Source organism: Arthrobacter sp. KBS0703, from assembly GCF_002008315.2.
GTDB lineage: Bacteria > Actinomycetota > Actinomycetes > Actinomycetales > Micrococcaceae > Arthrobacter.
The window spans coordinates 1,238,225-1,263,279 of the sequence record NZ_MVDG02000001.1 but is presented as its reverse complement, the minus strand read 5'-3'; the positions used below and the strand labels follow the sequence as shown (position 1 = coordinate 1,263,279).

27 protein-coding genes are annotated in these 25,055 nt (G+C 65.2%); 6 read left to right on the top strand and 21 right to left on the bottom strand.

Annotated elements, in window-relative coordinates; all coding sequences use genetic code 11:
• Entirely contained in the window at positions 1-1,725 is a 1,725-nt protein-coding gene (locus B1A87_RS05985; protein ID WP_313902453.1) for a SulP family inorganic anion transporter, read from the top strand.
• Between the two features lie 7 nt (positions 1,726-1,732).
• Here B1A87_RS05985 and B1A87_RS05980 read toward each other — a convergent pair whose 3' ends face one another.
• The 7 genes from B1A87_RS05980 to B1A87_RS05950 form a co-directional block, all read right to left on the bottom strand.
• A complete protein-coding gene (locus B1A87_RS05980) occupies positions 1,733-3,478 on the bottom strand; it encodes a DUF5671 domain-containing protein (RefSeq protein WP_260680699.1) in 1,746 nt (581 codons plus the stop codon).
• Entirely contained in the window at positions 3,436-3,900 is a 465-nt protein-coding gene (locus B1A87_RS05975; RefSeq protein WP_078028853.1) for a hypothetical protein, read from the bottom strand. Before B1A87_RS05975 ends, B1A87_RS05980 begins: the two co-directional genes overlap by 43 nt.
• A gap of 8 nt (positions 3,901-3,908) precedes the next feature.
• On the bottom strand, positions 3,909-4,097 hold the full coding sequence (locus tag B1A87_RS05970; protein WP_078028934.1) for a DUF1918 domain-containing protein: 189 nt from the start codon (positions 4,095-4,097) through the stop codon (positions 3,909-3,911).
• A gap of 83 nt (positions 4,098-4,180) precedes the next feature.
• Positions 4,181-4,534 carry a TraR/DksA C4-type zinc finger protein gene (locus B1A87_RS05965; protein WP_078028852.1) on the bottom strand — a complete coding sequence of 118 codons (354 nt, stop codon included), beginning with the start codon at positions 4,532-4,534 and terminating at the stop codon, positions 4,181-4,183.
• A gap of 35 nt (positions 4,535-4,569) precedes the next feature.
• Positions 4,570-5,100 (bottom strand): NUDIX domain-containing protein, encoded by a 531-nt coding sequence (locus B1A87_RS05960; RefSeq protein ID WP_260680698.1) that lies wholly within the window; start codon positions 5,098-5,100, stop codon positions 4,570-4,572.
• Positions 5,101-5,200: 100 nt separating this feature from the next.
• Positions 5,201-5,377 carry a CsbD family protein gene (locus B1A87_RS05955; protein ID WP_078028850.1) on the bottom strand — a complete coding sequence of 59 codons (177 nt, stop codon included), beginning with the start codon at positions 5,375-5,377 and terminating at the stop codon, positions 5,201-5,203.
• Between the two features lie 346 nt (positions 5,378-5,723).
• A complete protein-coding gene (locus B1A87_RS05950) occupies positions 5,724-6,221 on the bottom strand; it encodes a DUF1810 domain-containing protein (protein ID WP_078028849.1) in 498 nt (165 codons plus the stop codon).
• A gap of 378 nt (positions 6,222-6,599) precedes the next feature.
• On the opposite strand from B1A87_RS05950, the gene B1A87_RS05945 reads away from it, so the two are divergent.
• On the top strand, positions 6,600-7,970 hold the full coding sequence (locus tag B1A87_RS05945; protein WP_078028848.1) for an ammonium transporter: 1,371 nt from the start codon (positions 6,600-6,602) through the stop codon (positions 7,968-7,970).
• Positions 7,971-7,972: 2 nt separating this feature from the next.
• On the opposite strand, the gene B1A87_RS22865 is transcribed toward B1A87_RS05945, so the two are convergent.
• Together B1A87_RS22865 and B1A87_RS05940 are read right to left on the bottom strand one after the other, a co-directional pair.
• Entirely contained in the window at positions 7,973-8,194 is a 222-nt protein-coding gene (locus tag B1A87_RS22865) for a hypothetical protein (protein ID WP_185982251.1), read from the bottom strand.
• Positions 8,195-8,196: 2 nt separating this feature from the next.
• Entirely contained in the window at positions 8,197-8,637 is a 441-nt protein-coding gene (locus tag B1A87_RS05940; RefSeq protein ID WP_185982250.1) for a DNA alkylation repair protein, read from the bottom strand.
• 176 nt (positions 8,638-8,813) lie between these two features.
• Here B1A87_RS05940 and B1A87_RS05935 point away from each other — a divergent pair, with 176 nt between their 5' ends.
• A complete protein-coding gene (locus tag B1A87_RS05935; RefSeq protein WP_078028846.1) occupies positions 8,814-9,191 on the top strand; it encodes a cupin domain-containing protein in 378 nt (125 codons plus the stop codon).
• Between the two features lie 493 nt (positions 9,192-9,684).
• Here the strand turns inward: B1A87_RS05935 and B1A87_RS05930 are convergent, their stop codons facing one another.
• On the bottom strand, positions 9,685-10,017 hold the full coding sequence (locus B1A87_RS05930; protein ID WP_144275730.1) for a hypothetical protein: 333 nt from the start codon (positions 10,015-10,017) through the stop codon (positions 9,685-9,687).
• Positions 10,018-10,021: 4 nt separating this feature from the next.
• Between B1A87_RS05930 and B1A87_RS05925 the strand changes: the two genes are divergently transcribed.
• Both B1A87_RS05925 and B1A87_RS05920 read left to right on the top strand, forming a co-directional pair.
• Positions 10,022-10,822, top strand: a complete 801-nt coding sequence (locus tag B1A87_RS05925; RefSeq protein ID WP_260680697.1) for a glycoside hydrolase family 16 protein — start codon at positions 10,022-10,024, stop codon at positions 10,820-10,822.
• Positions 10,823-11,015: 193 nt separating this feature from the next.
• Positions 11,016-11,909, top strand: a complete 894-nt coding sequence (locus B1A87_RS05920) for a ribonuclease Z (protein ID WP_078028845.1) — start codon at positions 11,016-11,018, stop codon at positions 11,907-11,909.
• A gap of 55 nt (positions 11,910-11,964) precedes the next feature.
• Here the strand turns inward: B1A87_RS05920 and B1A87_RS22860 are convergent, their stop codons facing one another.
• The 3 genes from B1A87_RS22860 to B1A87_RS05910 form a co-directional block, all read right to left on the bottom strand.
• Positions 11,965-12,105 carry a hypothetical protein gene (locus B1A87_RS22860; protein ID WP_185982418.1) on the bottom strand — a complete coding sequence of 47 codons (141 nt, stop codon included), beginning with the start codon at positions 12,103-12,105 and terminating at the stop codon, positions 11,965-11,967.
• A gap of 10 nt (positions 12,106-12,115) precedes the next feature.
• Positions 12,116-13,093: a dienelactone hydrolase family protein gene (locus tag B1A87_RS05915; protein WP_078028844.1), complete on the bottom strand. Its 978-nt coding sequence runs from the start codon at positions 13,091-13,093 to the stop codon at positions 12,116-12,118.
• A gap of 66 nt (positions 13,094-13,159) precedes the next feature.
• On the bottom strand, positions 13,160-14,485 hold the full coding sequence (locus tag B1A87_RS05910) for a hypothetical protein (RefSeq protein ID WP_078028843.1): 1,326 nt from the start codon (positions 14,483-14,485) through the stop codon (positions 13,160-13,162).
• Between the two features lie 308 nt (positions 14,486-14,793).
• Between B1A87_RS05910 and B1A87_RS05905 the strand changes: the two genes are divergently transcribed.
• Entirely contained in the window at positions 14,794-15,168 is a 375-nt protein-coding gene (locus B1A87_RS05905; protein ID WP_078028842.1) for a hypothetical protein, read from the top strand.
• A gap of 71 nt (positions 15,169-15,239) precedes the next feature.
• Here B1A87_RS05905 and B1A87_RS05900 read toward each other — a convergent pair whose 3' ends face one another.
• From B1A87_RS05900 to B1A87_RS05865, 8 genes are all read right to left on the bottom strand, one after another.
• Positions 15,240-16,568, bottom strand: coding sequence for a hypothetical protein (locus B1A87_RS05900; protein WP_139362850.1), 1,329 nt, complete (start codon positions 16,566-16,568; stop codon positions 15,240-15,242).
• A gap of 436 nt (positions 16,569-17,004) precedes the next feature.
• Positions 17,005-17,979: a class 1b ribonucleoside-diphosphate reductase subunit beta gene (nrdF, locus tag B1A87_RS05895; RefSeq protein ID WP_024368367.1), complete on the bottom strand. Its 975-nt coding sequence runs from the start codon at positions 17,977-17,979 to the stop codon at positions 17,005-17,007.
• Between the two features lie 90 nt (positions 17,980-18,069).
• Positions 18,070-20,190: a class 1b ribonucleoside-diphosphate reductase subunit alpha gene (nrdE, locus tag B1A87_RS05890; protein WP_078028840.1), complete on the bottom strand. Its 2,121-nt coding sequence runs from the start codon at positions 20,188-20,190 to the stop codon at positions 18,070-18,072.
• Positions 20,191-20,246: 56 nt separating this feature from the next.
• The gene (gene nrdI / locus B1A87_RS05885; protein WP_139362862.1) at positions 20,247-20,684 is read right to left on the bottom strand and encodes a class Ib ribonucleoside-diphosphate reductase assembly flavoprotein NrdI; all 438 of its coding nucleotides are present in this window, start codon (positions 20,682-20,684) and stop codon (positions 20,247-20,249) included.
• A gap of 122 nt (positions 20,685-20,806) precedes the next feature.
• Positions 20,807-21,052, bottom strand: a complete 246-nt coding sequence (nrdH, locus tag B1A87_RS05880) for a glutaredoxin-like protein NrdH (RefSeq protein WP_078028838.1) — start codon at positions 21,050-21,052, stop codon at positions 20,807-20,809.
• A 424-nt stretch (positions 21,053-21,476) separates the two neighbouring features.
• Positions 21,477-22,802, bottom strand: a complete 1,326-nt coding sequence (locus B1A87_RS05875) for a cyclopropane-fatty-acyl-phospholipid synthase family protein (protein WP_078028837.1) — start codon at positions 22,800-22,802, stop codon at positions 21,477-21,479.
• Complete coding sequence (locus tag B1A87_RS05870; protein ID WP_078028836.1) at positions 22,799-23,524, bottom strand: DUF1365 domain-containing protein; 726 nt, start codon at positions 23,522-23,524, stop codon at positions 22,799-22,801. The genes B1A87_RS05875 and B1A87_RS05870 overlap by 4 nt, the downstream gene beginning before the upstream one ends.
• Complete coding sequence (locus B1A87_RS05865) at positions 23,521-24,933, bottom strand: FAD-dependent oxidoreductase (RefSeq protein ID WP_185982249.1); 1,413 nt, start codon at positions 24,931-24,933, stop codon at positions 23,521-23,523. Before B1A87_RS05865 ends, B1A87_RS05870 begins: the two co-directional genes overlap by 4 nt.
• Between the last annotated feature and the right edge of the window lie 122 nt (positions 24,934-25,055).

Here is a 25,055-nt window from a genome sequence, read left to right as displayed (position 1 = left end):
GTGACGGCTTCTCCGAGGGGACCCGTGCGCTTGAGCCGCGATTGGATCAAAAAAGCCGTACCGGGCATCCATCTCGCCCGGAGCTATAAGTGGTCCTGGCTAAAGTCCGATCTTGCTGCCGGAGCGGCACTCAGCGCGGCGCTGATTCCTGCGGGGATGGCCTACGCTGAAGCGGCCGGCCTGCCGGCCGTCACTGGCCTATACGCGTCGATTGTTCCCATGGTATTTTATGCCGTCTTCGGCCCTTCTCGAGTGCTTATCGTCGGGCCGGATTCTTCGCTGGCTCCAATGATTTCGGCGGCTGTCCTCCCGCTGGCCGGCAATGAACCGGCGCATGCCGTCGCGCTGGCCGGCGTTCTGGCCATCCTGATCGGCGTTTTCCTCATCGCCGGCCGGATTTTCCGGCTCGGGTTCGTGACCGGCCTCCTCTCGAAGCCCATACGGGTCGGCTACCTTAACGGCATCGCTCTGGCCATCATCGTCAGCCAAGTGCCACGGCTGCTCGGGTTCACGGTTCCGCCAGGTCCGCTCCCGGACAGGGTGGCGGCAACGGTGGATGCCGTCCTTCAGGGATCCATCAATCCCCTGGCAGTGCTATTCGGGGCGGGGACGCTGGCGATGATCATTGCCGGCCGCTTCCTCCCGTGGAGAGTGCCTGTGGTTCTGCTGGCAGTGGCAGGGTCCATCGCCGTTGCCGCATCGGTTGAGGCGGGACCAGGCCTGGGCATGGTGGGTGCACTGCCGTCGGGGCTGCCCGCACCTGCTTTGGGCGGCGTCAGCATAGAAGAGGTGATGAGCCTGATCGGACCTGCGGCGGGAATTGCGCTGATTGCCTTCGTCGACACGTCCGCGCTATCCAAAAGCCTGGCCAGGCACAGCGGGGGCCGCAGCGGCGGCAACCAGGAAATGGGTGCGTTAGGCATCGCCAACGTAGCAAGCGGGATGTTGGGCGGGTTTCCCGTCTGCGGGAGTTCTTCACGGACGCCCATAGCCCTCGACGCCGGGGCACGCACTCCGTTCAGCGGCATCGTGGCAGCCGGACTGGTCACTCTCTTCATGGTGGCTGCACCCAATGTGACCGCCTTCCTGCCGACAGCAACGCTCGCTGCTGTCGTGAGCGTGGCCGCCGCATCACTCGTGGATATCCGGACGGTTCTGCGGCTGGTGAGGATGAGCCGGACTGAAACGCTGCTGTTGCTCGCGGCGTTTTTGGGCGTAGCGTTCGTTGGCGTCCTTGAAGGCATTGTCCTCGCCATCGCCCTGTCCCTGATCGCATTTGTCCGCCGTGCGTGGGATCCCTACCGCACGGAACTGGCCGGCCTTGACGGCATTCCCGGCTATCACGACCTGACGAGGCATCCCGAGGGCAAACGCGTGCCCGGCCTGGTGGTGGCCCGCTTTGATGCTCCGCTTTTCTTCGCGAACGGGGAAGTTTTCGCAGACCATATACGAAGCCTCGTAAACAATGCGCCCGGACCGGTGCACTGGGTGATCGTCGCAGCGGAGCCGATCACGGATCTGGATACCACCGCACTGGACGAGCTCGTCCGGCTGGACGATGAACTGGCCCGGCTCGGAACCAGCCTTGTGTTCGCAGAGATGAAGGGTCCGATCAAGGACCGCATGATCAAGTTCGGAGTCAGCAGCAGATTCGGACCGGACCACTTCTTTCCAACCATCCATAGCGCCGTGCGTAGCTACAAAAAGACGATGGGACTGGAATGAACCCCTGCTACTCCTCCGCCGTCAGAGGAACCACCTCGATCCGGGCATCCGGTCCGATCACAACCAGCACACGCTCGCCGCTGACGCCCGCCAGTGCCTTTGCAAGTTGCCCGGGGTCCGGCTGGCCGGGTTCGCCGGGTTCGCCGGAGCCAGTCCCGCCGGCGTCGGCCCTTTTCCAAACGGTGATTCTGGCCCCGCTCGCCTCGCTGATGACGCGGGACAAGGGGGCGGGGTCGGAGCCGGTCACCAGGATGACATGCCCGATCGTGCGCCGCGGGGGCGGCGGTCCCAGCGGCAGGGCTGCGCGCTCCCGCCTCCAGACGCCGTAGTGATAGCCCGCCACGAGGCCCGTGGCCACGAGCAGCCCGAGCGGTGCCCGCACCCGCCCGGCGAGACTCCCCCGGCCCGCGCCGTCCAGCAGATATTCGAAGGCCTGGTAGCCGATGACCAGCAGCGTCACGAGCGCCACGACGGCGCTGAGCCCGAAGACCGCGACGAGGTAGATGCGCCGCCCGCTCGTGCTCTTCCCCGACGGCGGAGTCCCGCCGTCGGGGACGGCTCCATCCGGGTGGCCGGTCGGATTCCAGACCCTCCACCAGACGGGCCCGCCGGTGGCCAAAGCACTGATACCGCCAAGCAGCAGTGTCCTCGTGTCCGTCCCCGCGAGCGTGGTCTCGGCCAGCCCCAGCGTGGCATTGACGATCACCCCTATCCCGGAGGCGGCGGCCGCCAGGGCGGCTCCGGAGGCCAGCAGCCTGGCTGCCTGCCGCATCTGTCCTGACCGCCTCTCGGCCAGCGTTGTGTGGTACGCCCAGACGATTGATCCGATCGCGGCTGCCGCCAGCGCTGGCCCGAGCGGGTCCAGGATCCGGTTAAGGGGATCGGTTCGGTCCAACACCAGACGGAGCAGCACGAACAGGGCGGTGACCGCGCCTGAGATCGCCAGAATGCACCCGCCGAGGACGCCGAAAACGGCAACCGCCACATTGGCCAGCCCGGTGGTCAGGAGCCGGCCCCCGCCGCGGATCCAGTGCCACCACCAGGCCAGGCCTCCGCCTGCCGTCCAGACGAGCGACTGGATAACGGAGACCCACCATGGCCGGCCCAGGGACGGCGCCGCCGCAAACACCTGCAGGGCAGCACCGAGAAGGCCGCTCAGGGCTGTGGCCGCGCCGCCGGCGCCGAGGAAGAGGCCGAACACCGATCCGACCAGCGTGGGTACGCCGCTGAGCCGCCGGGGACCTTTGACCGGGTGCAGCCACATCCGGCGGTGCCACGCCCAGACGCCGGCCCACGCGATGCCTGTTGCCAGGGCAGGACGCCACTGGGCGGACTCCCCTGCGACAAGCTGCGCGCCCATGCCGAGAAACGCCGTCGAGAAGGTGATGAGTGCAACCGCATAAATGCCGGCGACGTAGAGTCCCCAGGCGAGGGAGGCACGCTCCGCCTCCTCGCTGAGCCGCCGCCACACAGTCCACCACAGGACGGCTGCCAGCGATCCGCCAACCACCGCGAAGGCCAGGGACCTTGCGAGGCCTCCGACGTCGTTCCCTGCGAGCGCCGTGCCGGCGCTCAACAGCCGGTCCAGCAGGCCCGCCAGGCCGGACGCCCCGATGAGCATGAGGGCAAACAGGAGCAGGAAGACTATGAGCCGCCGGACCGTGGGCAGTGCTTCGTGCGTTGGCTGGGCTGCCGCGGGCCGGACGGCGCTCACGGCTTCCCCAACGGATCCGGACAGACGGTGAGCTGCCACGGGGCGGTCTTCACGAGCCACTTGCCGTTGACTTTGACGAGGTCAAACACGTCCTCGGTCTCGTACTCAGGGTTCCCGAAGGGCCCGTTTCCGTTCGAAACGGTCAGCACCACGTGCACATCCGCGGAATCAGGGCGTTCGGTGGTCGATAGCAGCGTGACCCGCAGGCTCCGGGTCGACACGCTGTCGACCGGTCCGCACTGCCGGCCCGAACTTTCCGCAAGGTAGCTGGCGGCGCCGGCCTCGTCGCCGTCGAGGACCGCCTCTGCATAGCGTTGCACGACGCCCGCCGGCGTATCCGCCGACAGCGGCTCAGGCTGGCCGCGGAAAAAGACCGCCGCCAGTGCCAGCACCACGAGGCCGGCAATGACGGACAGGATAACAATCAGGATCCGGTCAGGCCGCCCCGCAGGTGCGCTCATCCCAAGAGCTAGGTGGGGCGGTGCTCGACGGTGAAGTCGCCGCCGGGATACATGATGGTCTCGTGCCCGTCGTCGAATCGGACGAAGTACGGCGGGGTTCCGTCGGGACCGCGGACTTCGAGAATCTCGCCGTGACGGTCGGACGACTCCACCGTCCTGCCGTGGATGACGATGCGGTCTCCTTGGCTTGCCTGCATGGCAATCACCTCCCAGCCCAAGAGTACGATGCTCTTCGGCTCTGGGGAACAGCCTGCGAGGACAGGATCACGAGCCGCCGGCGTCAGGCCCGGCCGCTGGCGTGCAGGATGCAAAACGGAGTCCAGGGCCGGGCTTCCAGCCGCCCCTCGGCGATCTCTTCGCCGCACACCGCGCAGATGCCGAATGTGCCGTCATCGATCCGTTCCAGGGCGGCCTCGACCTGGGCGAGGCCGGACCTGCTCTGATCCAACAGTGCCGACGCCTGAGAGAGTTCGAAGGCGATGGTGGCACCTTCGGGATCGTGCTCATCGTCCACGTTAGAGTTTTGCCGGGCCTCGTTGGCCGAGGCGATGTCCGCGCTGAGTGCCGGGAGCAAGGCCAGCTTCCGGGCGCGTTCCTCTTCAAGCAGGATCCGGAACCGCTCAGTGTCCGCCATCTTGGCGTCTCCCGTCCCGGTGGCCGCGGAGAAGCTCAGCGCCCGTCATGACGGAGGGGCCGCCGGTGGTCCAGCAGCTTTTCGCTCAGCGCGGGCCAAGACGCGGCGAAGGCGGGGTGGAGGTTGATGCCGGCCACCTCATGGATCGGGATCCAATCCAGTTCAATACTTTCGGGGTCGCTGATGGCGGGTTCAAACGGCTCCACGACCTCCACCGCCACGGTGGTATAGGACCAGTAGCCGACGTCGAACACCGAGGTGAAGAGCACCCTGACGTTCTGCTCCGGGACGGCGGCCTCCTCATAGGCCTCGCGCAGCGCACCCGTGACAGGATCCTCGCCCTGGTGCAGCGCGCCACCGGGGAGCCCCCACGTCCCGCCGTGGTGGCTCCACGTGGCGCGGTGCTGGAGCAGGACCCCCTTTCCGGCGTCGTGGGCCAGGAGCCCGGCGGAGCCGAACCGGCCCCAAAACTGTCCGCGGTCCCCGTCCACCCAGGCATCGCCCGGGTCGCGCGGGCCCAGCGGACGGCGGGGATCTCCAGGCGAGGTGGGCACAATTTTCTCCATCGTCCCAGTCTGCCCCATCGGAAAATGCTGTGACAGGCCGCTGACGCAGCACCAAGGCAGGGAGCCCGGCCTGCCTCGGCAAGCGGGGCTCTCTGTCACGTCAGTCGTGCTTGAACGCGTCCTTGACCTTTTCGCCCGCCTGCTTCAGATCGGCCTTGGCCTGGTCGGCTTTCCCCTCGGCTTCGAGGCCCTCGTCGTCCTTGGCCTTTCCGGCACCTTCCTTGGCCTTGCCGGCCAGCTTTTCCGCCGTGTTGTCGATCTTGTCGTCCAGACCCATGGCACTGCCCTTCCGTCTGCGCGACCCACTGGCTGCAGGCCGGCTCGTGTTCCCAGTGTAGGATCGCCGCCCGGCCGGGTGAAGGCACCCAAACCTTGGGGTTGGGGAATCGCGGACCCGGCAGACCCCCTGTTTGGGGGGTCTGGGCAACACCACCTGTTCAGGTCTGAAGACCGGGTTTTCCCAAGACGTGCGGGCCAGAGTTGCAGTGTCCTGAAGTTGCAGGTAGCCGCGAACCTTCACTGCAGGATGGCCGGGTCCGGGCGCACTCCCCCCAAAGCGCCGGACCCGGCTACACCCCTCCCGCACAGAGGCCGCACCCGACGGCATCGGCGGGGGCGTGCGTTCAGCTCCAGGGACTCCAGCCAGGGCCCCGGGCAGCCAGAAGCCTGTCGGTGGCCGAGTCCGGCTGCCCTTCGAAGTATTTATCCAGCACCCGGTGGAAGACCGCTTCGCCCGGTGCTGCCCGCAGGAACAGTGTCATCGATGAATGGAGCTTCAGCGAGTCGATGCCGCCGAAGACCTGAGTGGCGTTCCGGGCGTTGAGGCCCGCCACGATGCCCGCGCATTCGATGAGCCGGGGGCCGAGCACCGGATGCCGCAAGTAGGCCCGGGCCTCGTCGAGGGAGGCGATGGCGTAGATCCGGGACGTGGCGCTCAGGCCCAGCCCGGCGATCTGCGGAAAAACGAACCACATCCAGTGGCTGCGCTTGCTTCCGCTCCGGAGCTCGACGACGGCGGCATCGTATGTGCCGCCATCGTTCTGGGCGGTCACGAACCGCTCCAGGTTGTACCGGTCACCGTTGGGGTCATCCGGGGCAGGCCCGGCAGGATCGCCACTCATACCCCATGGTGGCCGGGCTGTCTTTCGGCGGTCAAGATCCGTGATGCGCGACGGCGGGGGTCGCCTTCAGCGGATACGTTTCGTTCACGCGTCCGTAACCCGGCCCGAAAGCACGCATCTCACGGTGCCGGGCGGGACGCTGCGCGTAGATGGCTGCCTGGGGCGGCATGCGGCACCACTTTTGCGGCGCTTCAAGAGGTCCCGTTAACAATTCGGAAACAGAACGGTCATGCGGGCTTTACCTGACGGCGTTTTCTGAAACGTGGGGGAAACTTTTTTCGCCACGGCCTGAAACAAACGTCCACCACTATCGATGAGGGGCTTGGGACCGGCAGCAGCGGTCTCCTGTACGGATGACTTGTTGCGAAGGGAAGACGCGTGGAAATCACTGCGGCAAATGTTTGGATGATGGTGTCAGCGGCGCTTGTCCTCCTCATGACACTTGCGCTGGGCCTCTTTTACGGCGGCATGACCCGAGCCAAGGCATCCCTGAACATGATCATGATGAGCTTCATCTCCGCCGGCCTCGTTGGCGTTGTCTGGGTCTTGTGGGGTTACTCCATGAGCGTGGGCGAAGGTTTCCTGGGCCTGTTCGGAAACCCGTTCACCAGCTTCGGACTGGAGGGCCTGCTCGGCACCCCGGATCTGATCAAGGCAAGCTTCGCCGGGACGTTCGCCATCCTCACGGTGGCCCTGATCAGCGGAGCCATCGCCGACCGTGCCAAATTCACAGCCTGGGTGGTCTTCGTGCCCATCTGGATCACGCTCGTCTACTGCCCCCTCGCCTACATGGTCTGGGGCGGCGGCCTCATGAGCCAGGGCGGAGCCGTCAGCGCCGTCTTCGGACAGGTCATTGACTTTGCCGGCGGCACCGTCGTCGAAATCAGCTCCGGTGTGGCCGCACTGGTTCTTACCGTGATCGTCGGCAACCGCCACGGCTTCCGAAAGGACCCGGGCCACCGCCCGCACAACATTCCGTTCATCATGCTCGGCGCTGGCATCCTGTGGTTCGGCTGGTTCGGCTTCAATGCCGGTGCCGCCACGACAGCCGAACAGGCGGGCCTGATCTGGATCAACACTCTCGCGGCTCCCGCAGCGGCGATGCTCAGCTGGCTCGTCACGGAGAAGATCCGCCACGGCCACCCCACCTCGCTCGGAGCCGCGTCCGGTGCCGTGGCCGGTCTGGTGGCAATCACCCCCTCCTGCGCCAACATCAGCCCGCTTGCCGCAGTGGGTCTTGGCCTCCTGGCCGGGATCGCCTCGGCGCTGTTCGTCGAACTGAAATTCAAGTTCGGCTTTGATGACTCGCTCGACGTCGTCGGCGTTCACCTGGGCTCCGGCCTGGTCGGCACGCTGGCGCTGGGCTTCATCGCCCTTCCCGTCAACGGCGAAGGCGGCGGGCTCTTCTACGGCGGCGGATTCCAGCAGCTCATCGCCCAGACCGTGGCGGTCCTCATCACGCTCGCACTCTCAGGCCTCATGACCGCCGTTATCGGCGTCGGAATCCACAAGACCATCGGGTTCCGTGTCAGCCGCGAGGCCGAGGTCACCGGCGTGGATCTCTCCGAACATGCCGAGACGGCCTACGAGTTCGGCGGACTGGGCCCCAGCCAGTTCCACCCGCTGCGGCAGCACATCCACACGGCGTCCGCCGTGCGGCCCGCAGATGGGTCGGCTCTGGAGCAGGAAGAGATCCAGGCGGACGCCGCGGCAGCCGATGAAGTCCAGCGGGTCGCCGCCCCGGCGTAGGACTAGCCCAGCCGCAGCTCCGGGCGGCCTTTCGCCACCTCGTCCAGCACCACACGGATCACCTCACTGGCCGCCGATCCGTCCGGTCCGGTGTCCGTCGCCCCCGCCATTACCGTCCGCGCGCGGCGGGCGAACCCGTCCCAATCGCCGCCGCCTGCGCGGAGGGCCCGCAGGGGTGCCATGAGGGCCGCGCGGCGCAGCCAGGCGTCCTGTCTCTTATACACATCTAGATGTGTATAAGAGACAGGTCCAGGACCGCGTCGGCCCGGGCCCTGGCCTGGGCGTCGAGTCGCTCCATCAGCGGACCGACGACGTCAACGGCTAGCGGATCAACCAGAGCCGGCACGCCCGCCTCCCGAACGAAGCCTTCGATCCGTGTCAGGTCGGAGTTACTCAGCATGTCCACCTTGGACTGCAGGAGAACGACGGCGGCCAGGCGGCGCTCGTACACCGGCACCGACCACAGCTCCGTACTCAGGGCCGTGACGTCATCGTGGGTCAATCCGGAGTGGCGACGGAGGGCATCGCGGACCGTGCCGCGGACCGCCCCCACGGACGCACCATAGAACTGCAGATCGCCGCCGAGCCTGAGGCGCATCTCGTCTGCCCGGTACCACGACGCCTCGCGCTGCAGCGAGTCGTCGATGAATTCTCCAGCCGCACTCACCTCCCTATTCTTTAGGCCACCATGGCTATCGACAAGAATGCTCCAGCGGAGGAGGCTTTCACCGTACGCGACTCGTAGTCCGGACTGGCGTGAATTGGGCCAGCCGGCCCCGCTGGCGGTTCCCGTATGAAGACGTCCAGCACTGTCCCAACCCTGCTATGAATGAAGGAGCGCAAGTGTCCCAGAACGTTGTCTCCCAGCTAAGCGTCAAGTCGCACAACTCCCCCGATGAACAACGCCGACCGGACAAGGCCGAAGTGGACGTCGTCACTGTCGGGGACTACACCATCGGCAGGTTCAAGTTTGAGCCCGGCTGGCGTTGGTCCGAGTCCATCAAGCCCTTGGCAAAGACCGATTCCTGCCAGAACAGCCACGTGGGATTCTGTGTTTCCGGCAGCCTCGTCGTCGAGACGTCGGATGGAAAACGGATAAACATTACCGAAGGCGATTCCTACACCATCCCGCCGGGCCACGACGCCTGGGTCGAGGGGAACGACTCCTTCACCGGCATCGAGTTCCTGAGCGCTGCCACGTTCGCGAAAGCCACGGAATAGCCGAACGGTGCCGGCAGGCCAACCTGCCGGCACCGTCCCCGCCGGCACAGTTTGGCCTGGTCTCTCCACCCCCGATTTCCGTGCAGCGGTCCCACGGACTCACTCGTCGGCGTGCGGCGGCGTTTTTTGGTCCGCGCGCTTCGGTCAGGACGCAGCCAGCGCATCTGCTCAGCCTAGGCAAACGGGCCTCTGGTGCGCGCAAATGTGGCGTGCCCGCGAAATTGTTTCAATTCGGTGTTCCTGCAGGTCAGCCGCGCCGGCGGCGGCGTGGCGGTGATTTGCACGACGCCAGCGGTTTGCGGACAAAGATCACAATCAAGTAACGTTGGCGCCTGGCCCACAAGGGCTGGCCCGAACGGGCCCCGGATGCCTGAACGCTGGGCCCGGATGCGCTGAGCGGCACCATGTCCGCTCCGGCCCCACCGACGGGGGCCCAGAAACGCTTCGCGCTTTCTTCATCACCATCGTTGTGGCTGTCGCATGCGTGGCAGTCCTATGCCCGGAGGGTTTTTTGATCAAGAAGAATATAGCCATAGCCATTAGCATCGGGGCTCTGTCCCTGTCTCTTATACACATCTAGATGTGTATAAGAGACAGCCCCGGCGCCCGCGGAGGCGGCGACGGCCGCCGCAGTTGGCGCGTCAGCCCCGTCGTCGGCGGGCCGTGCATCAGCTACTGCCGCGAGCACGTCCGCCGAGGCGAAGGCTGTGGCCGCGAAGGCCAAAGCCACCACGCAGAAGGCGGCGGCAGCACAGAAAGCCGCCGCAGCACAGAAGGCCGCAGCAGCGGCCGCCCCTGCGCCTGCAGCGCCGGTTGCCAATACCAAGCCCGTGACCGCAGCTCCGGCACCGGCCGCAGTACCGGCCGCCGCGCCAGCCGCTGTCTCTTATACACATCTAGATGTGTATAAGAGACAGGCGCAGGCCGCTGCCCCGGTAAAGGTGGCGCCCGCCGCAACTCCGGTGGCGCCCGCCGCAACCGGCAGTGGTACGCAAGCTGCCACCGTTCGCGGCTGGGGAGCCGTCGTCGCCGGCGACGAATTCTCCAACACCGGCGCGCCGGACCGCACGAAGTGGGGCGTCTACAACGGCACAGGCCATGCGGGCAAGGGCGTCCGCAGTCCGGCGGCCTGGGCGGTTGCCAACGGCGTCGCAACGGTCAGCGGCAACTCAGCCGGTACCACCGGCGGCATGTCGGCCAAGTTTGCGAAGCAGAAGTACGGCAAGTGGGAAACGCGCATGAAGACGAATGCACGGGACCCTCAGTACCACCCCGTCCTGATTCTGTGGCCCGACAACAGCGACTCCAAGTGCGCCGAGATTGACTACGCTGAGGGCACGTCCGACACAGCGCAGATGAAGTTCTTCCTGCACTACGCCTGTGGCGGCGGAAATTTCCAGACGACGGCAGCAAAGGCCATTGATACCACCCAGTGGCACAACTATGCGGTGGAGTGGACCCCGGCCGGCATCACCGGATACATCGACGGCGTGAAGACCTTCACTGACACGAACCCGGCACACCAGCCGACGGGCACCATGCACCAGACGCTCCAGCTTGACTGGTTCCCGACCGGCGCCCGCACTGCACCCTCGCAGATGCAGGTCGACTGGGTGCGCGTCTACAAGTAGACAGCACCGGGGGCACCCTGACGGCGTCAGAATGCCACGACCACCGCAGGGCGGCCGCAACACGCGGCCGCCCTGCGGTGCTTCTCGTTAAGGGCGCAGTGGGCTGTCTTCGCGAAACTGCGCGGCCCGCAGCGTAGGTGTCCGTCCCGACCGGCCATGGCCGGGCGCCGCGGCGGGTGGGAGACTCAGGTTCATGCGTGAACTCGTCGTCCTCGGCACCGCTTCACAAGTCCCGACGCGTACGCGGAACCACAACGGGTACCTGCTGCGCTGGGACGGCGAAGGCCTCCTCTTCGACCCGGGGGAAGGCACGCAGCGGCAGATGATCCATGCCGGCGTATCTGCGAGCCGGGTCACCCGTATCTGCCTCACCCACGTCCACGGTGACCACTGTTTCGGACTGCCCGGCGTGCTGTCGCGGATGGTGCTCGACGGCGTGGCCCACCCGGTCTACCTGCACTATCCGGCCTCGGGGGCGGACGTCGTACAGGCACTGGTGTCCGTCGCCCCGCCGGGCCTCGACCTGCGGATGCTGCCGCACGGAGGACGCGGGGAGATCGCGCCGGGGCTGGAGGTGCTGCCGCTGCGGCACAGAGTCGAAACCTACGGCTACCGACTTATCGAACCAGACGGACGCACGCTGCTGCCGGAACGTCTGGCGGCGGCCGGCATCGGGGGCCCGGACATCAGCCAATTGCAGCGCGAGGGTATCCTGCGTGGCGTGCGCCTGGAGGACGTCAGTGTGCCGCGGACCGGGCAGGGTTTTGCCTTCGTCATGGACACCGCCCCGTGCACAGGTGCCGAGGAACTCGCCGACGGCGTCGACCTGCTGGTGGCGGAGTCGACCTTCAGCGACGACGACGCCGATCTCGCCGCGCAGTACGCTCACCTGACCGCAGGGCAGGCTGGCGCGCTGGCGGCAAGCGGCGGCGTCGGGACCCTCGTTCTCACCCACTTTTCCTCTCGCTACCCGGACGTCACCCGGCTCGCCGAACAGGCGAGGGCGCGCGCAGGTGGGGCCGCCGTCGTGGCAGCGAACGATCTGGACTGGATCGCGCTTCCCAAACGCGAGCGCGCCTCCTCGTAATGCTCAGCCCATCAACTTCCGCACGCCGGTGACGGATCGAACAGTCAGCCGGAAGTCAGCTGAGCGAAATGACGAGGTACAGCGCAGCGAGCGCCAGCGCTGTTGGCGTCATGACGAGCCGCTCGGGCTTGCTGCGGGAGATCCCGTTCAGTATGACGCCGAGGATGAAGTAGGCGGTCAGCAGACGCGCCCGCAAGTACTGAACCTCAGACGTACTTGCTGAACCAGGCCAACGTGTCGTTCCAGGCGGCGGTGGCCTGCGCCTGGTTGTAGCGCTCTCCGGTGTCGTTGTGGAACGCGTGGTCGACGCCGGGATAGACCTTGAGTTCGTGGCGGACGTCAGTGGCATCCAGGGCGTCACGGAGCTTCGGCATCGGGCCGGTGATCCTGTCGTCGAGTTCGGCGTAGACGCCAGAGACCGCCGGCTTGATGGTCGGAACCTTGTCCAGATCGGGCGCGGGTCCGTAAAACGCCGAGGTTGCCTTCAGCCCGGTCAGCTCCGTCGCCGACTGCCACGTGATGCCGCCGCCGAAGCAGTAGCCGGTCATGGCGATTCGTCCTGCGTCAACGTAGTCCTGTGAGTTCAAGTACTCGAAACCGGCCCTGAAGTCGGAGACGTGGCGCTGCGCTCCTGCTTGGGTCAGCGCACCCGGCACCGCATCCGGATCGAGACCGGCGGTACCGCCTTCCCTGCTCAGCAGGTCCAGCGCGAGCGCCGCATAACCCTCTTTGGCGAATCGGCGGGCCACGTCCTGGATGTGCGGGGTCAGCCCGCGGTTCTCATGGCACACCAGCACGGCAGGCCCCGGCTTATTCCCTTCGGGCCGGGCGAGGTACCCGCTGATGTCGGTTCCGCCCGAAGGGAACGTCACGGTCGCCGTCACCAGGCCTGCGGCACCCTCCGGAACGGACAGCGGGCTCTTGGCTCCCGGAACCGCGCCTGATGATGCCGTGCCGGTCCCCGAAGCGGAGGTGGACGGCGCCGGTGTCGGCATCGGGTCGGTGGCCCGCGGAACCTCGTTCGGCGAGCACCCGACCAGCGTCATCGCGGCCGCTGCTGCGGTCATGCTCCCGGTTATGAATGCCACCCGTCGCGTGAACGTGCGCTGGCTCATGGCGCCGGCGCGGTAGTCGTCAAAGAATTCCTCGATCAGGTACTTCTCAAACTTGCCAAGCTGGGTCATGACAGGCCTCCCGGAGTTTGGCCACATCCTCCTCCGAAGTCCGCCGGCGGGCAAGAGACTCGGTGGTCAGCAGTTGGGCGAATCGTATTCGTAGGCGCCTGAGTCAGCGTCGGCGGTTCCTTGGCAGTCCCCGTTCTGGGGCACCGCACCGCCGTCGAGGTCTGTCAGCGAACTGCTCACACCTGCACGGTCAATAGCGGGGCTGGTGGCCGTCAGATGCAAGTCCGCCGGGGCGTTGACGAAGCCTGCCGGTGCAGCTGTGGATGTGCTGTTCAGTGTGAAGTTCCTGGGCCCGTTGAGGACATTTTGCCGTTCGGTCCAGCCTGAGCCGTTGATCCACAGCGAGTTCTTGACGCCGACCAGGATATTGCCCCGGATCACGGTGGAAGCCGGGCAGGAGGCGTGGCAGACCATGGCTTGGGAGTCCGGGCCGTTTAGGTAGACGGTGTTGTACTCAAACACTGTGCCGTTGGTTGGTCCGAATGACGTGGTGGCACCTCGGGCGATGAAGCCTTTGGCCTGGGCGCAGTTGGTACCGCAGGTGGAACGAACGAGGTTGTAGCGGTAGGCGTTGTTGTCCGCGGTGCCTGCGGAGGACCGTCCGAGTTCAGCGAACGAGTTGTTGTCCACGCCGATGTTGTGGTGGATGTTGTTCCGGTTGCCGTTGAAGATTTCGATGGCCCCGCCGTCGAGCTTGAAGTCGAAGGATGCGGCCGCGGAACCGGAAACGGTGTTGCCGGCAACTTCGTTGTCATTGCCATTGATCAATATGCCAAAGGCGCCCGAGTCGTCACTGCAGTTAACCGCCTGCGGGGTTCCGCAGTTGGTGCCGGGGGTATTTACGTTCATGATGTTGTTGTTCGTCAGGGCGTTGCCAGTGTACGTGCCGAAATCAGAGCCCGTGCTGATCTTCACACCCGCTGCGTTGCTGGACGCGCTGGAATTCCGGAGAGTGTTGTGGTCACCGACGACGCTGTAGCCGGCATAGCCGCAGGAAACCGCTCGCAGGCCCTCCACAATGGTGAAATCGCCGTTGATACGGACACAGTTCCCGGATTTGCCGCCGGTCACCGTCGGCGCACCACCCGTTCCGTAGCTGTTCAGCGTGATCGGCGACGCCGACGTGCCGCTTTGCGCGGTGACGACCCCTCCAGTAAATGTGTCGCCGCGGCGAAAACTGACCGTGTCCCCGGGCTTAAGGATGGCCTGATTGACTTTGGTGAGGGACTTCCAGGGGGTGGCGGCGGACGTGCCTGTGTTGCTGTCGCTTCCGACGGCACTGACGAAATATGTAGTGCCGGCGGCAGAGGCCGGCGAGGAGATACCGGCAATCATGCCGACGGACAGAAGGAGGGACATGAGGATGGCTGTGTACAGCGGCTTGGCTTTCATGGGTCACCTTGTAGCTTCGGGCCGGGTCCGCCCCCGCCCCGTCAACGAGGCAGTGGAGGCGTTCTCAACGGGCGGGCGGATGTGAGGACATCAGAAAGTGGACTGCGAGCACCCCAATACGGCTGAGTGGCAGGCCTGACTTTGAGCCTCAGTCGGATAGCCAGCCTGCCCCTTCTCCCCTGTGAAAATGCTGAAGACACATCGCGAATCGTCTGATGCGGTCCCCCAGCGGCAACCTTTCCCCAAGGAAGACACTGCAGAGTTTCCAGTGGCCGGCACGTGCCTCACTTCGGATAGAAAGGACGGCGATGAACATCAGGCGGACCACCCTGTCTGCAGCGGCACTGCTTGGAGCCCTGGCGGTGGCCGGCTGCGCCCCATCAGCTCCCTCCCCGGAGCCAACCTTTACCGTGACAGCGGCACCGCCCGCCGCGCCTGCAGCCCAGAAATTCACGGCAGCGACCAGCGGCAAGGTCCTGGCGGCCCGGATCTTGGCGCGTGCCCGCCCCAAGGATGCTGGAGTCAAGATCACGGGGATGGAGTGCAAGAACTTCCCCAATATCAGAGTGGGCACACACACCGATTGCCAGGTGATGGTCAACGGCGGCAAGCGCGGCTACCTCGTCACGTTCACCGAGCGCGACGGCCACTACGTGGTCAAGCCGCAGAAGCTCACCTGGTAGCCACGGGAGCGGAGCGGCAACCTATGGCGGCGAGTGGCGGCGCTGCCGGCTGCGTGAGGGCGAACTGCAGATCAGGATTCCGACCACGGAATGAACGGCGGCGCGGTCTCAAACCATGCCCTGCCGTGCCGGTACCGGAAGGCCGGCCCCGTATAGCCGGCCGAACGGAGATCGATAATGTCCTGCACCCCTGCCTCCGGGCGTCGAGGCTTGGCCCACCACGGGCCGTAGTCTGCCGGATCGGTTTCACGAGCAGGAGGAACCTCTGGAAAGTCTGCGTCGATGCGTCCGCGGATTTGCCGGACGGGAATCCCGGCAAACGTGTGCCCGGCAAAACCGTAGAGGAGCTGGCGTCTGGCGTCCGGGTCTACGTATTCCGGCAAGCCGGAGCCGGCGTCCCACAGCCAGGTTTCCTCAGCCCGGGCGGTGAATTCCCCGGGCGTGAGCTCATTGATCCGATCGATGCCGTTCAAGGGGCAGTAATCGGAAGCGGGTATGCCTTCACCTTCCATGAGGTCGTCCTCGGAGTCTGGAAAGGACCGGCGGAATTCTGCCAGGCAGTTACAGCCGGGAGCTTCCGCGACGTCCATGGGCACCTGCCCGGCGTTGTTCCGGGCGTAGGGCCACCATGACACCGTGCCGACGCCAGATGGGATTTCCCAGACCATGCGCCGTCCTACGCGGCCCATCGCGAACAATCGCCAAGCCTGCTTGACCGCTTCGGCGACCGTCATGATGCTCGCCGCGGTTGCCGCCGCCGCAAAGACGCCCGACGACGACTCCTCTCCCAATTCCTCATAGGTCCGGCCAAGATCCGCAGGCAGTACGCCAAGGGCCAGTGCCCAACCAGCACACGCCGCTGCCAGAAAAAGCATCAGCCTTAGCAGGCCACGGCGAAGCACCCTGTTTCCTGCCCGGATGGCGTTGGGGCCCACTGCCGTCGTGCGTCCTGTGTGGGAGGCCTGTGCGAGTCTCCGGACAGCGTCCAACTGTCGCCACGATCTGCCGGCGGCGATGAGGGCCCACAGGGCGGCAAGTGCAGCGCCCAGCCACCACACAGCAGCCGACGCATAGCCGTCAAGTGTGTGCGGAATGGCAGCGACCAACAGGACCAGGGGTGCAGCCACCAGTGCATATCTGCGGAGCAGGAATCCAAAGACAGAAAAACTCAAGGCAAGGAATATGCTCGCGAGCCCGAACATATCGATGACGCGGTAGGCGCCCGTCCAGGCAGGTTCGTCAAGAGTTTCCCACCCGCGGTCCGCGATGAAAGCCCCGGCAGTCGTGAGCACCCCAATCAGCCATGCCGTGGTGCCTTCCCGGCGGCCAGAGGTCCTCCTCCGGAAAGCGGCCCAGGCCTCAACGTCAGGCCGCACGATGGCACCTGTTATTACTGACAATTGCCCCTCCTCATCAGTTTCTGCACGGAGACGATCATGCCATGCCGGAAAATGCCGTCTCACCTCGAGGGTCACGCGTGAGCCGTGTGGATAGGCATCAGCTCCAGCGAGGATGACGGGTCCGTTGCCAGTCGCGCATTGGTTTCTACGTCGAGACGTTCATCTCCATACTGAAGCTTTGCGCGCTCCAAGCCCTCGAAGATCGATGTTACTGAGGCCGACGTTGCCGACGGCTTCGCCGCAAAGCTCGATTGCCAGGTTGATTGCGCGGTCCGGCTGATATGTCAGCGCGCTCCCAATGAATTGGCAGCCCAACCGCGTGCAGTCCGTCGCCGCTGACGCACTGGTGCCAATTGAAATAGAGACGGCCGGCCCCGCACGTTTCACGCACAGGGCCAGCCGCGGGAATTACCTGAGGGCCGGAATACCTACAAGACTAGAAGTCCCAGTCGTCATCCTCAGTGTTGACAGCCTTGCCGATCACATACGACGAACCCGAACCCGAGAAGAAGTCGTGGTTCTCGTCAGCGTTCGGCGACAGGGCCGACAGGATGGCCGGGTTCACGTCGGTGACGGAGGCCGGGAACATGGCCTCGTAGCCTAGGTTCATCAGCGCCTTGTTGGCGTTGTAGTGCAGGAACTTCTTGACGTCCTCGGCCAGGCCGACGGAGTCGTAGAGGTCGTGCGTGTACTGGACTTCGTTCTCGTACAGCTCGAAGAGCAGCTCGAACGTGTAGTCCTTGATCTCCTGCTTGCGCTCCTCGGACAGGCCCTCCAGGCCCTTCTGGAACTTGTAGCCGATGTAGTAGCCGTGGACGGCCTCATCGCGGATGATCAGCCGGATCAGGTCGGCCGTGTTCGTCAGCTTGGCCCGTGAAGACCAGTACATCGGCAAGTAGAAGCCGGAGTAGAACAGGAAGCTCTCCAGCAGTGTGGAGGCCACCTTGCGCTTCAGGGGGTCGTCGCCCTGGTAGTAGTCCATGACGATCTGGGCCTTCTTCTGAAGGTTCACGTTCTCGGTGGACCAGCGGAATGCCTCGTCGATCTCCTTGGTGGAGGCCAGCGTGGAGAAGATGGAGGAGTAGCTCTTGGCGTGCACGGACTCCATGAAGGCGATGTTCGTGTAGACGGCCTCCTCATGCGGAGTGATCGCGTCCGGAATCAGCGAGACGGCGCCGACGGTGCCCTGGATGGTGTCCAGCAGGGTCAGGCCGGTGAACACGCGCATGGTGAGCTGCTGCTCATCCGGGGTCAGAGTGGCCCACGACTGCACGTCGTTGGACAGCGGGATCTTCTCCGGCAGCCAGAAGTTATTGACCAGGCGGTTCCAGACATCCACGTCCTTGTCGTCCTGGATGCGGTTCCAGTTGATCGCCTCGACGTGGCTAAGCAGCTTGACCTTTTCGGTCATGTCATCCCCTAAACGTTGGGTTGTTCTTGAAGTTAAGCGTACGACGGCGGGCGGGCACCCGCCGTCGTACTGGCACGATTTAGTTGAAGATTAAAGCATGCAGCTGACGCAGCCGTCCACCTCAGTCCCTTCCAGCGCGAGCTGGCGGAGACGGATGTAGTAGATGGTCTTGATGCCCTTCTTCCAGGCGTAGATCTGGGCCTTGTTGATGTCACGCGTGGTGGCGGTGTCCTTGAAGAACAGCGTCAGGGACAGGCCCTGGTCCACGTGCTGCGTGGCAGCGGCGTAAGTGTCGATGACCTTCTCGTAACCGATCTCGTACGCGTCCTGGTAGTACTCCAGGTTGTCGTTCGTCAGGTACGGCGCCGGGTAGTACACGCGGCCCAGCTTGCCTTCCTTGCGGATCTCAATCTTGGACGCCACCGGGTGGATGGAGGAGGTGGAGTTGTTGATGTAGGAGATCGAGCCGGTCGGCGGAACAGCCTGCAGGTTCTGGTTGTAGATGCCGTGCTCCATGACGGAAGCCTTCAGCTCGCGCCAGTCATCCTGCGTGGGGATGTGGATGTTCTTGAACAGCTCCTTGACCTTCTCGGTCTGCGGCACCCACTCCTGCTCCGTGTACTTGTCGAAGAACTCGCCCGAGGCGTACTTGGACTTCTCGAAGCCGCCGAAGGTCTGGCCGGTCTGGATGGACAGCAGATTCGAGGCGCGGACGGCGTGGTACACCACCGAGTAGAAGTAGATGTTGGTGAAGTCCAGGCCCTCTTCGGAACCGTAGTGGACCCGCTCACGTGCCAGGTAGCCGTGCAGGTTCATCTGGCCCAGGCCGATGGCGTGGCTCTGGTCGTTGCCGCGGGCGATGGACGGCACCGAGGTGATGTTGGACATGTCCGACACAGCCGAGAGCGAGCGGATGGCCGTCTCGATGGTCAGGCCGAAGTCCGGCGAATCCATGGTCTTCGCGATGTTCAGCGAGCCCAGGTTGCAGGAGATGTCCTTGCCGGTCTGGTCGTAGGACAGGTCATCGTGGTACGTCGTGGGCTGCGAGACCTGGAGGATCTCGGAGCACAGGTTGGACATGATGATCTTGCCGTCAATCGGGTTTTCCCGGTTCACGGTGTCCTCGAACATGATGTACGGGTAGCCGGATTCGAACTGGATCTCGGCGAGAGTCTGGAAGAACTCGCGCGCCTTGATCTTGGTCTTCTTGATCCGGGAATCGTCTACCATCTCGTAGTACTTCTCGGTGACCGAAACGTCCGAGAACGGCATCCCGTAGACGCGCTCGACGTCGTACGGCGAGAACAGGTACATGTCCTCGTCCTTCTTGGCTAGCTCGAACGTGATGTCCGGGATCACGACGCCGAGGGAGAGGGTCTTGATGCGGATCTTCTCGTCCGCATTTTCCCGCTTGGTGTCCAGGAACCGGTAGATGTCCGGGTGGTGCGCGTGCAGGTAGACGGCACCGGCACCCTGGCGGGCACCGAGCTGGTTGGCGTAGGAGAAGCTGTCCTCGAGGAGCTTCATCACGGGGATGACGCCCGAGGACTGGTTCTCGATCTGCTTGATCGGGGCACCGACCTCGCGGATGTTGGTCAGCGCGAAGGCGACGCCGCCGCCGCGCTTGGACAGCTGCAGGGCGGAGTTGATGGAGCGGCCGATCGACTCCATGTTGTCTTCGATGCGGAGCAGGAAGCAGGAGACCAGTTCGCCGCGCTGCTTCTTGCCGGCGTTCAGGAACGTCGGGGTGGCCGGCTGGAAGCGGCCTTCGATGATCTCGTCCACCATCTGGGTGGCCAGCTTCTCGTCGCCGCGGGCCAGGTGCAGGGCCACCATGCAGACGCGGTCCTCGTAGCGCTCCAGGAAGCGCTTGCCGTCAAACGTCTTCAGCGTGTAGGAGGTGTAGAACTTGAAGGCGCCCAGGAAGGTCTCGAAGCGGAACTTCTTCTTGTACGCGCGGTTGTAGAGTTCGCGAATGAAGTTCATCGTGTACTGGTCGAGGGTTTCGCGCTCGTAGTACTCGTTCTTGACGAGGTAGTCGAGCTTTTCCTCGAGGTCGTGGAAGAACACGGTGTTGTTGTTCACGTGCTGCAGGAAGTACTGGTGCGCAGCCTCGCGGTCGGCCTCGAACTGGATCTCCCCGTTGGGACCGTAGAGGTTCAGCATGGCGTTGAGTTCGTGGTAGCCCAGGCCCTTGTAGGCGGCCGGCATTTCGGGCTTCTTCTGCTGTTCGACGGCGGTGGCCCCCTTCGAGCCTGCGCCCTCAGTTACTGGTGTGTCTGCGACAGTCGTGTCCAAAACTCTTCCAATCCTTCTTGTACACGGGAGACGTCTTCAGGCGTGCCCATGAGTTCGAACCTGTATAGGTGGGGGACCTTGCATTTGGCGGCGATGATGTCCCCCGCCATGCAATAGTTATCCCCGAAATTCGTGTTTCCCGCCCCGATCACGCCCCTGATCAGGCGCCGGTTCTGCGGGTTGTTCAGGAACCGGATGACCTGCTTCGGCACCGAGCCCTCGCCGCCCGTCCCGCCGTACGTGGGAAGGACCAGCACAAAGGGCTCGCAGGCCGTGAGCGGTTCATCCTTCGCATGGAGCGGTATCCTGGCCGCCTCCGCACCCAGCTTGCCAACGAATCGCTTGGTGTTCTCGGAGGCCGAGGAAAAGTAAATGAGGTGACTGTGTGTCCTGTTTGCAGTCGTCATGCTGTTTACAGGCGTCGTGTTCGCAGCCTGGGCTGCGACCGGCGCATCGGCAAGTGCCGGCGCGGCCATGGGAGTCACCTTACCTACATAGGAATTCTCTGCCGGAAACGGCGTGGGAAGCCTTAGGCCACCGAAGCGGCGGCGCTCAGCGCCAGCTCTTCGATCTTGTCCGGGCGGAACCCTGACCAATGGTCCTGGTCCGTGACCACTACCGGAGCCTGCATGTAGCCCAGGGACTTCAGGCGCTCGAGGGCCTCCGCGTCCTGGGAGATGTCCACGCTCTGGTAGGTGATGCCCTTTTTGTCCAGCGCGCGGTACGTCGCGTTGCACTGAACACAGGCCGGCTTCGTGTAAACCGTAACGGTCATGGTCCCTGTCCCCTTTGTTGAAGTCTCTACTTTGTGAAGTCTCTGCTCATCGCTGCGGTGGACACTGCGCCGGACTGAAACCATTGTCCGATGCCGGCCTCGCCTGTGCCCCGCTCAATCTGTATGTCGATACTACATGTAGTGCACGGCCCCCGGCGGGACCCCAAGATGATGTATTACAAGTATGTCATTTAATGCACTTTTAATCCACAGGCAGGTGCCCTCAAAATGTCCGGGATTCCGGCTTTTTCGAGGACGAAATCCACACCCTGTGGAGTAGTTAGCCACATTTAAACGCCAGCGTGTCGTCTCAAAGACGGCGTGTCGCGGGTGCCGGACGGCAGCAGATCGGGTGGCCCCGGACACAAGAAAGGGACCCTGAAGCACGCTTCAGGGTCCCTCCTGTGATTAAGGAAACGCCGGATTAGAGCTGGGCCTCCCGGCGGTCCAGCACGATCTGCTGCACGTCCAGGTAGCCGGACTGGAAGCCGGCCCGGGAATAGCACAGGTAGAACAGCCACATCCGCTGGAAAACTTCGTCGAACCCGAGCTCCCCCACTTCACGGGACCGGGCCAGGAACCGTTCCTCCCAGAGCCGCAGCGTGGCCGCGTAGTGGTCACCCATCCCCCGGCGTTCCCGGACACGGAGCGTCGTGTGCTGCTCGGTGACGCTCTCGATCGCCCGCACGGAGGGAAGGAACCCGCCGGGGAAGATGTATTTGTGCACCCATGTGTAGGCGTTCCGCGTGGCAAGCATGCGGCCGTGCGGCATGGTGATGGCCTGGATGGCCACCTTTCCGCCCGGAGCCAGCACCCTGTCGATGGTCTGGAAATAGACCGGCCAGTACTCATAGCCCACCGCTTCGATCATCTCGACGGAGACCACGGCGTCGTATTCGCCCTCCACCGCGCGGTAATCCTGCAGTGCCACGGTGACCTGGCCCGAGTAGCCGGCCTTCTCAATGCGCTGCTGCGCCAGCGCCTGCTGCTCGCTGGACAGCGTGACCGAATACACGGTGGCGCCGCGGGCGGCCGCGCGCAGGGCCAGCTCGCCCCAGCCCGTCCCGATCTCCAGCAGCCGGGTCCCCTCGCCCACTCCGGCTTTGTCCAGCAGCCTGTCGATCTTGGCCTGCTGGGCGGATGCCAGCGCGTCCCAGCCGACTTCCGGCAAGCGGCCGGCCCCGTCGGTGAAAAGCGCCGACGAGTAGCTCATGGTGGTGTCAAGGAAGTTGGAGAACAGCTCGTTGGAGAGGTCGTAATGGCGCGAGATGTTGCCCCGGGTGTTCTGCTCCGTGTTCCGTTCCTGGCGGGGCGCCCGCGGCAAGTACAGGCTCCGCAGCTTCTGCAGCGGCACGGGGATGAGCGTGTCCACCGAGGAGGCGAACACCTCCAGGACGGCGGCGAGATCCGACGCTTCCCAGTCCCCCGCCATGAAGGACTCCCCCAGTCCGATCAGGCCGTTGTCGCCGATGCGGGTGTCGAAGTCCGCCGGCCTGACCATGGTCATCACCGGCGAGCCGGCGTCGCCCGTTCCCAGCACGGACCCGTCCGGGTACTCGACCCGCAGCGGCAGCCGCCGGGCGGCACTCCGGAACAAGGCGCCCGCGGCTTTTCCGGCCAGGGCCGCCCTGGCTCCGGCAGGAGGACGGGCGACGCCGGGCCACACCTCGGCGTCGATGACTGCGGGAGCCGGCGGGACCCGGAGCGGACCGGACGCGCTGCCCTGGTAGGTGGGGTCTGTAAGAGTCATGAGACGGCCTCCTGTGACGGGTGGTGGGGGCGGTTGATGATGGGCAGGCCGCGGGCCCAGAGCTTGATTCCCTGCCAGTGGATCTGCAGGACCAGGCGCAGCGGCGCCAACGGAACGGCGAGCGCCGCGGCGAGGATGCTGCGCGGAGTGGCGGCCTGGCGGACGCCGGTCATGGTGGCGGTGAAGGGCTTCCGCCCGGGGCGTTCGAGCACCACCGCGACGGCCAGCTGGCCGTCAGGCTCAGGCAGGGTCATCCGGTAGCTGCCGTCCACCTCGTTGAACGGGGAGACGTAGAACTCCTTGTCGGCGCGGGCACGCCCCGAGTCGTCGGTGTGCAGCAGGTAGCAGTGCCGCTCGCCGTAGGTGTTGTGGACCTCGGCAATAACCGCTCGCAGGGCGCCGTCGGCGCCGTGGCACCAGAACAGGCTGATGGGGTTGAAGACCTGCCCCAGCACCCTGGCGTTGGCCAGCATGGTGACCTTCCCGCCGTCGGGCTCTTCTCCGTTGGCTGCAAGGAAGCAATCCACATTTTCACGGATGCTCGCCTCAGGATCGCCCAGGTGGTCCTCGGCGTGGAAGCCGGCCAGCGGGCGCATCCACCGCGGCAGCACGGGCAGACCGTCCAGGTCCACGAACCAGCTGTAGCTGCGGTAGGTGAAGGCGTTCTCCAGCGGATCCCGCCGAACGTGGCGGATGCTGGTGCGGTAGATGGCCGCGGTCATGGCACGAGCTCCGCCGGCTGGTTGACGTCCAGCACCCCTGGCCTGCCTGCGGGCTCTTCCCAGTCCCGGCCCAGCTGTGCGGCCGCCTGCACTCCGGATGCTGCCCCGTCCTCGTGGAACCCCCAGCCGTGATAGGCGCCCGCGAAGGCGAGCCGGCAGTCCCCGAGTCCTCCGAGGCGGCCCTGGGCGGCCACGGAATCCGGCGTGTACTGCGGGTGCTCGTAAACGAGATCCTGCAGGACGGACGCCGGCTCGATGAGTTCGGACTCGCCCAGGCTCACTATGTAGCTTCCGCCGTCATCCGGGTTCAGCCGCTGGAGGCGGGTGAGGTCGTAGCTCACCAGCACGTGGTCCGGGCGGGCCGCACACGACGGAAGCCGGTAGTTCCAGGACGCGCGGGCGGCCTCGCTGCGCGGCAGCACGGCGGGGTCGCGGTGGAACTTGATCCGGTTGACGGAGTACGGCATGTCGCCCAGGATGCGGGCTTCGTCCGCCGTCGGCTCGGCGAGCATGGCGAGGGCTTCCCGCGGATGGGCGGCGATGACCGCAGCGTCGAAACTTTCGGTGCCGGCCGCCGTCGTGATGTCCACGCCGGAACCGGTGCGCCGCACGGCCAGGACAGTGCTGGACAGGCGGACATCGGGCAGGCCGGCGACCACGCGGTCAACGTAGCTGCGCGAACCGCCCGTCACGGTCTTCCACTGCGGCGAGCCTTTGATGCCGAGCATGCCGTGGTGGTCGAGGAAGGTGAAGAGATACCGTGCCGGATAAGCGAGCGCGGTGGTGGGATCGCAGGACCAGACGGCGCTGACCACCGGGGCCATGAAGTGCGAGGTGAAGTAGTCGCTGAAGCGTTCCCGGTCCAGGAATTGGCCGAGCGTCTCCTCGCCTGCGGCGGTCCCTCCCGGGTTGGCCGCCAGCAGTGCGCGGGCCTTCCGCCAAAAACGCAGGACCTCGGCCAGCATCCGCAGATACTGCGGCCGCACAAGGTTCGAGGGCCGGGCGAAGACGCCCGCCGCCCCCTTCGCCCCTGCGTACTCCAGCCCGCAGCCGTCGCAGCGGATGCTCATGGTCATGTCCGAATCCTGGGTTTCCACCCCGAGTTCGGCAAAGAGCCGGATGAGGTTGGGGTACGTGCGGTTGTTGTGCACGATGAAGCCCGTGTCCACGGCCAGTGTTCCCGAAGCCTGCGGCAGGTCGTGGGTGTGGGCGTGGCCGCCGGGCCGGGCGTCGGCTTCGAACAGGGTCACGTGATCGCGCCGGCTGAGTATGTGGGCTGCGGTGAGGCCTGCGACCCCGCTGCCGACGACGGCGATGCGCCGGCTTCCGGCCGCTGCCTCCGTTCCGCCGCTGGGTCCACCGTACGGAACGCCTCCGGCGTCCCCACTCCATGCTGGGTTCGGTGACAATCTTTTGCTCCTCTGCTGAACAGATGCCGCTAATGAATACTCATGGGCTATTCGCAACCGTCAGGGACACGGATGGGTGGGAATCTTTTCCTGTACGTGAACAGCCGGAGTAAGGTGGGCTG

Bases quoted from the DNA above. Each gene is read 5' to 3' on its own strand.
- B1A87_RS05975 (WP_078028853.1), bottom strand. From the start codon at position 3,900: ATGAGCGCACCTGCGGGGCGGCCTGACCGGATCCTGATTGTTATCCTG.
- B1A87_RS05970 (WP_078028934.1), bottom strand. From the start codon at position 4,097: ATGCAGGCAAGCCAAGGAGACCGCATCGTCATCCACGGCAGGACGGTG.
- B1A87_RS05965 (WP_078028852.1), bottom strand. From the start codon at position 4,534: ATGGCGGACACTGAGCGGTTCCGGATCCTGCTTGAAGAGGAACGCGCC.
- B1A87_RS05960 (WP_260680698.1), bottom strand. From the start codon at position 5,100: ATGGAGAAAATTGTGCCCACCTCGCCTGGAGATCCCCGCCGTCCGCTG.
- B1A87_RS05955 (WP_078028850.1), bottom strand. From the start codon at position 5,377: ATGGGTCTGGACGACAAGATCGACAACACGGCGGAAAAGCTGGCCGGC.
- B1A87_RS05950 (WP_078028849.1), bottom strand. From the start codon at position 6,221: ATGAGTGGCGATCCTGCCGGGCCTGCCCCGGATGACCCCAACGGTGAC.
- B1A87_RS05920 (WP_078028845.1), top strand. From the start codon at position 11,016: ATGCGTGAACTCGTCGTCCTCGGCACCGCTTCACAAGTCCCGACGCGT.
- B1A87_RS05915 (WP_078028844.1), bottom strand. From the start codon at position 13,093: ATGACCCAGCTTGGCAAGTTTGAGAAGTACCTGATCGAGGAATTCTTT.
- B1A87_RS05910 (WP_078028843.1), bottom strand. From the start codon at position 14,485: ATGAAAGCCAAGCCGCTGTACACAGCCATCCTCATGTCCCTCCTTCTG.
- B1A87_RS05905 (WP_078028842.1), top strand. From the start codon at position 14,794: ATGAACATCAGGCGGACCACCCTGTCTGCAGCGGCACTGCTTGGAGCC.
- nrdF (WP_024368367.1), bottom strand. From the start codon at position 17,979: ATGACCGAAAAGGTCAAGCTGCTTAGCCACGTCGAGGCGATCAACTGG.
- nrdE (WP_078028840.1), bottom strand. From the start codon at position 20,190: ATGCCGGCCGCCTACAAGGGCCTGGGCTACCACGAACTCAACGCCATG.
- nrdI (WP_139362862.1), bottom strand. From the start codon at position 20,684: ATGACGACTGCAAACAGGACACACAGTCACCTCATTTACTTTTCCTCG.
- nrdH (WP_078028838.1), bottom strand. From the start codon at position 21,052: ATGACCGTTACGGTTTACACGAAGCCGGCCTGTGTTCAGTGCAACGCG.
- B1A87_RS05875 (WP_078028837.1), bottom strand. From the start codon at position 22,802: ATGACTCTTACAGACCCCACCTACCAGGGCAGCGCGTCCGGTCCGCTC.
- B1A87_RS05870 (WP_078028836.1), bottom strand. From the start codon at position 23,524: ATGACCGCGGCCATCTACCGCACCAGCATCCGCCACGTTCGGCGGGAT.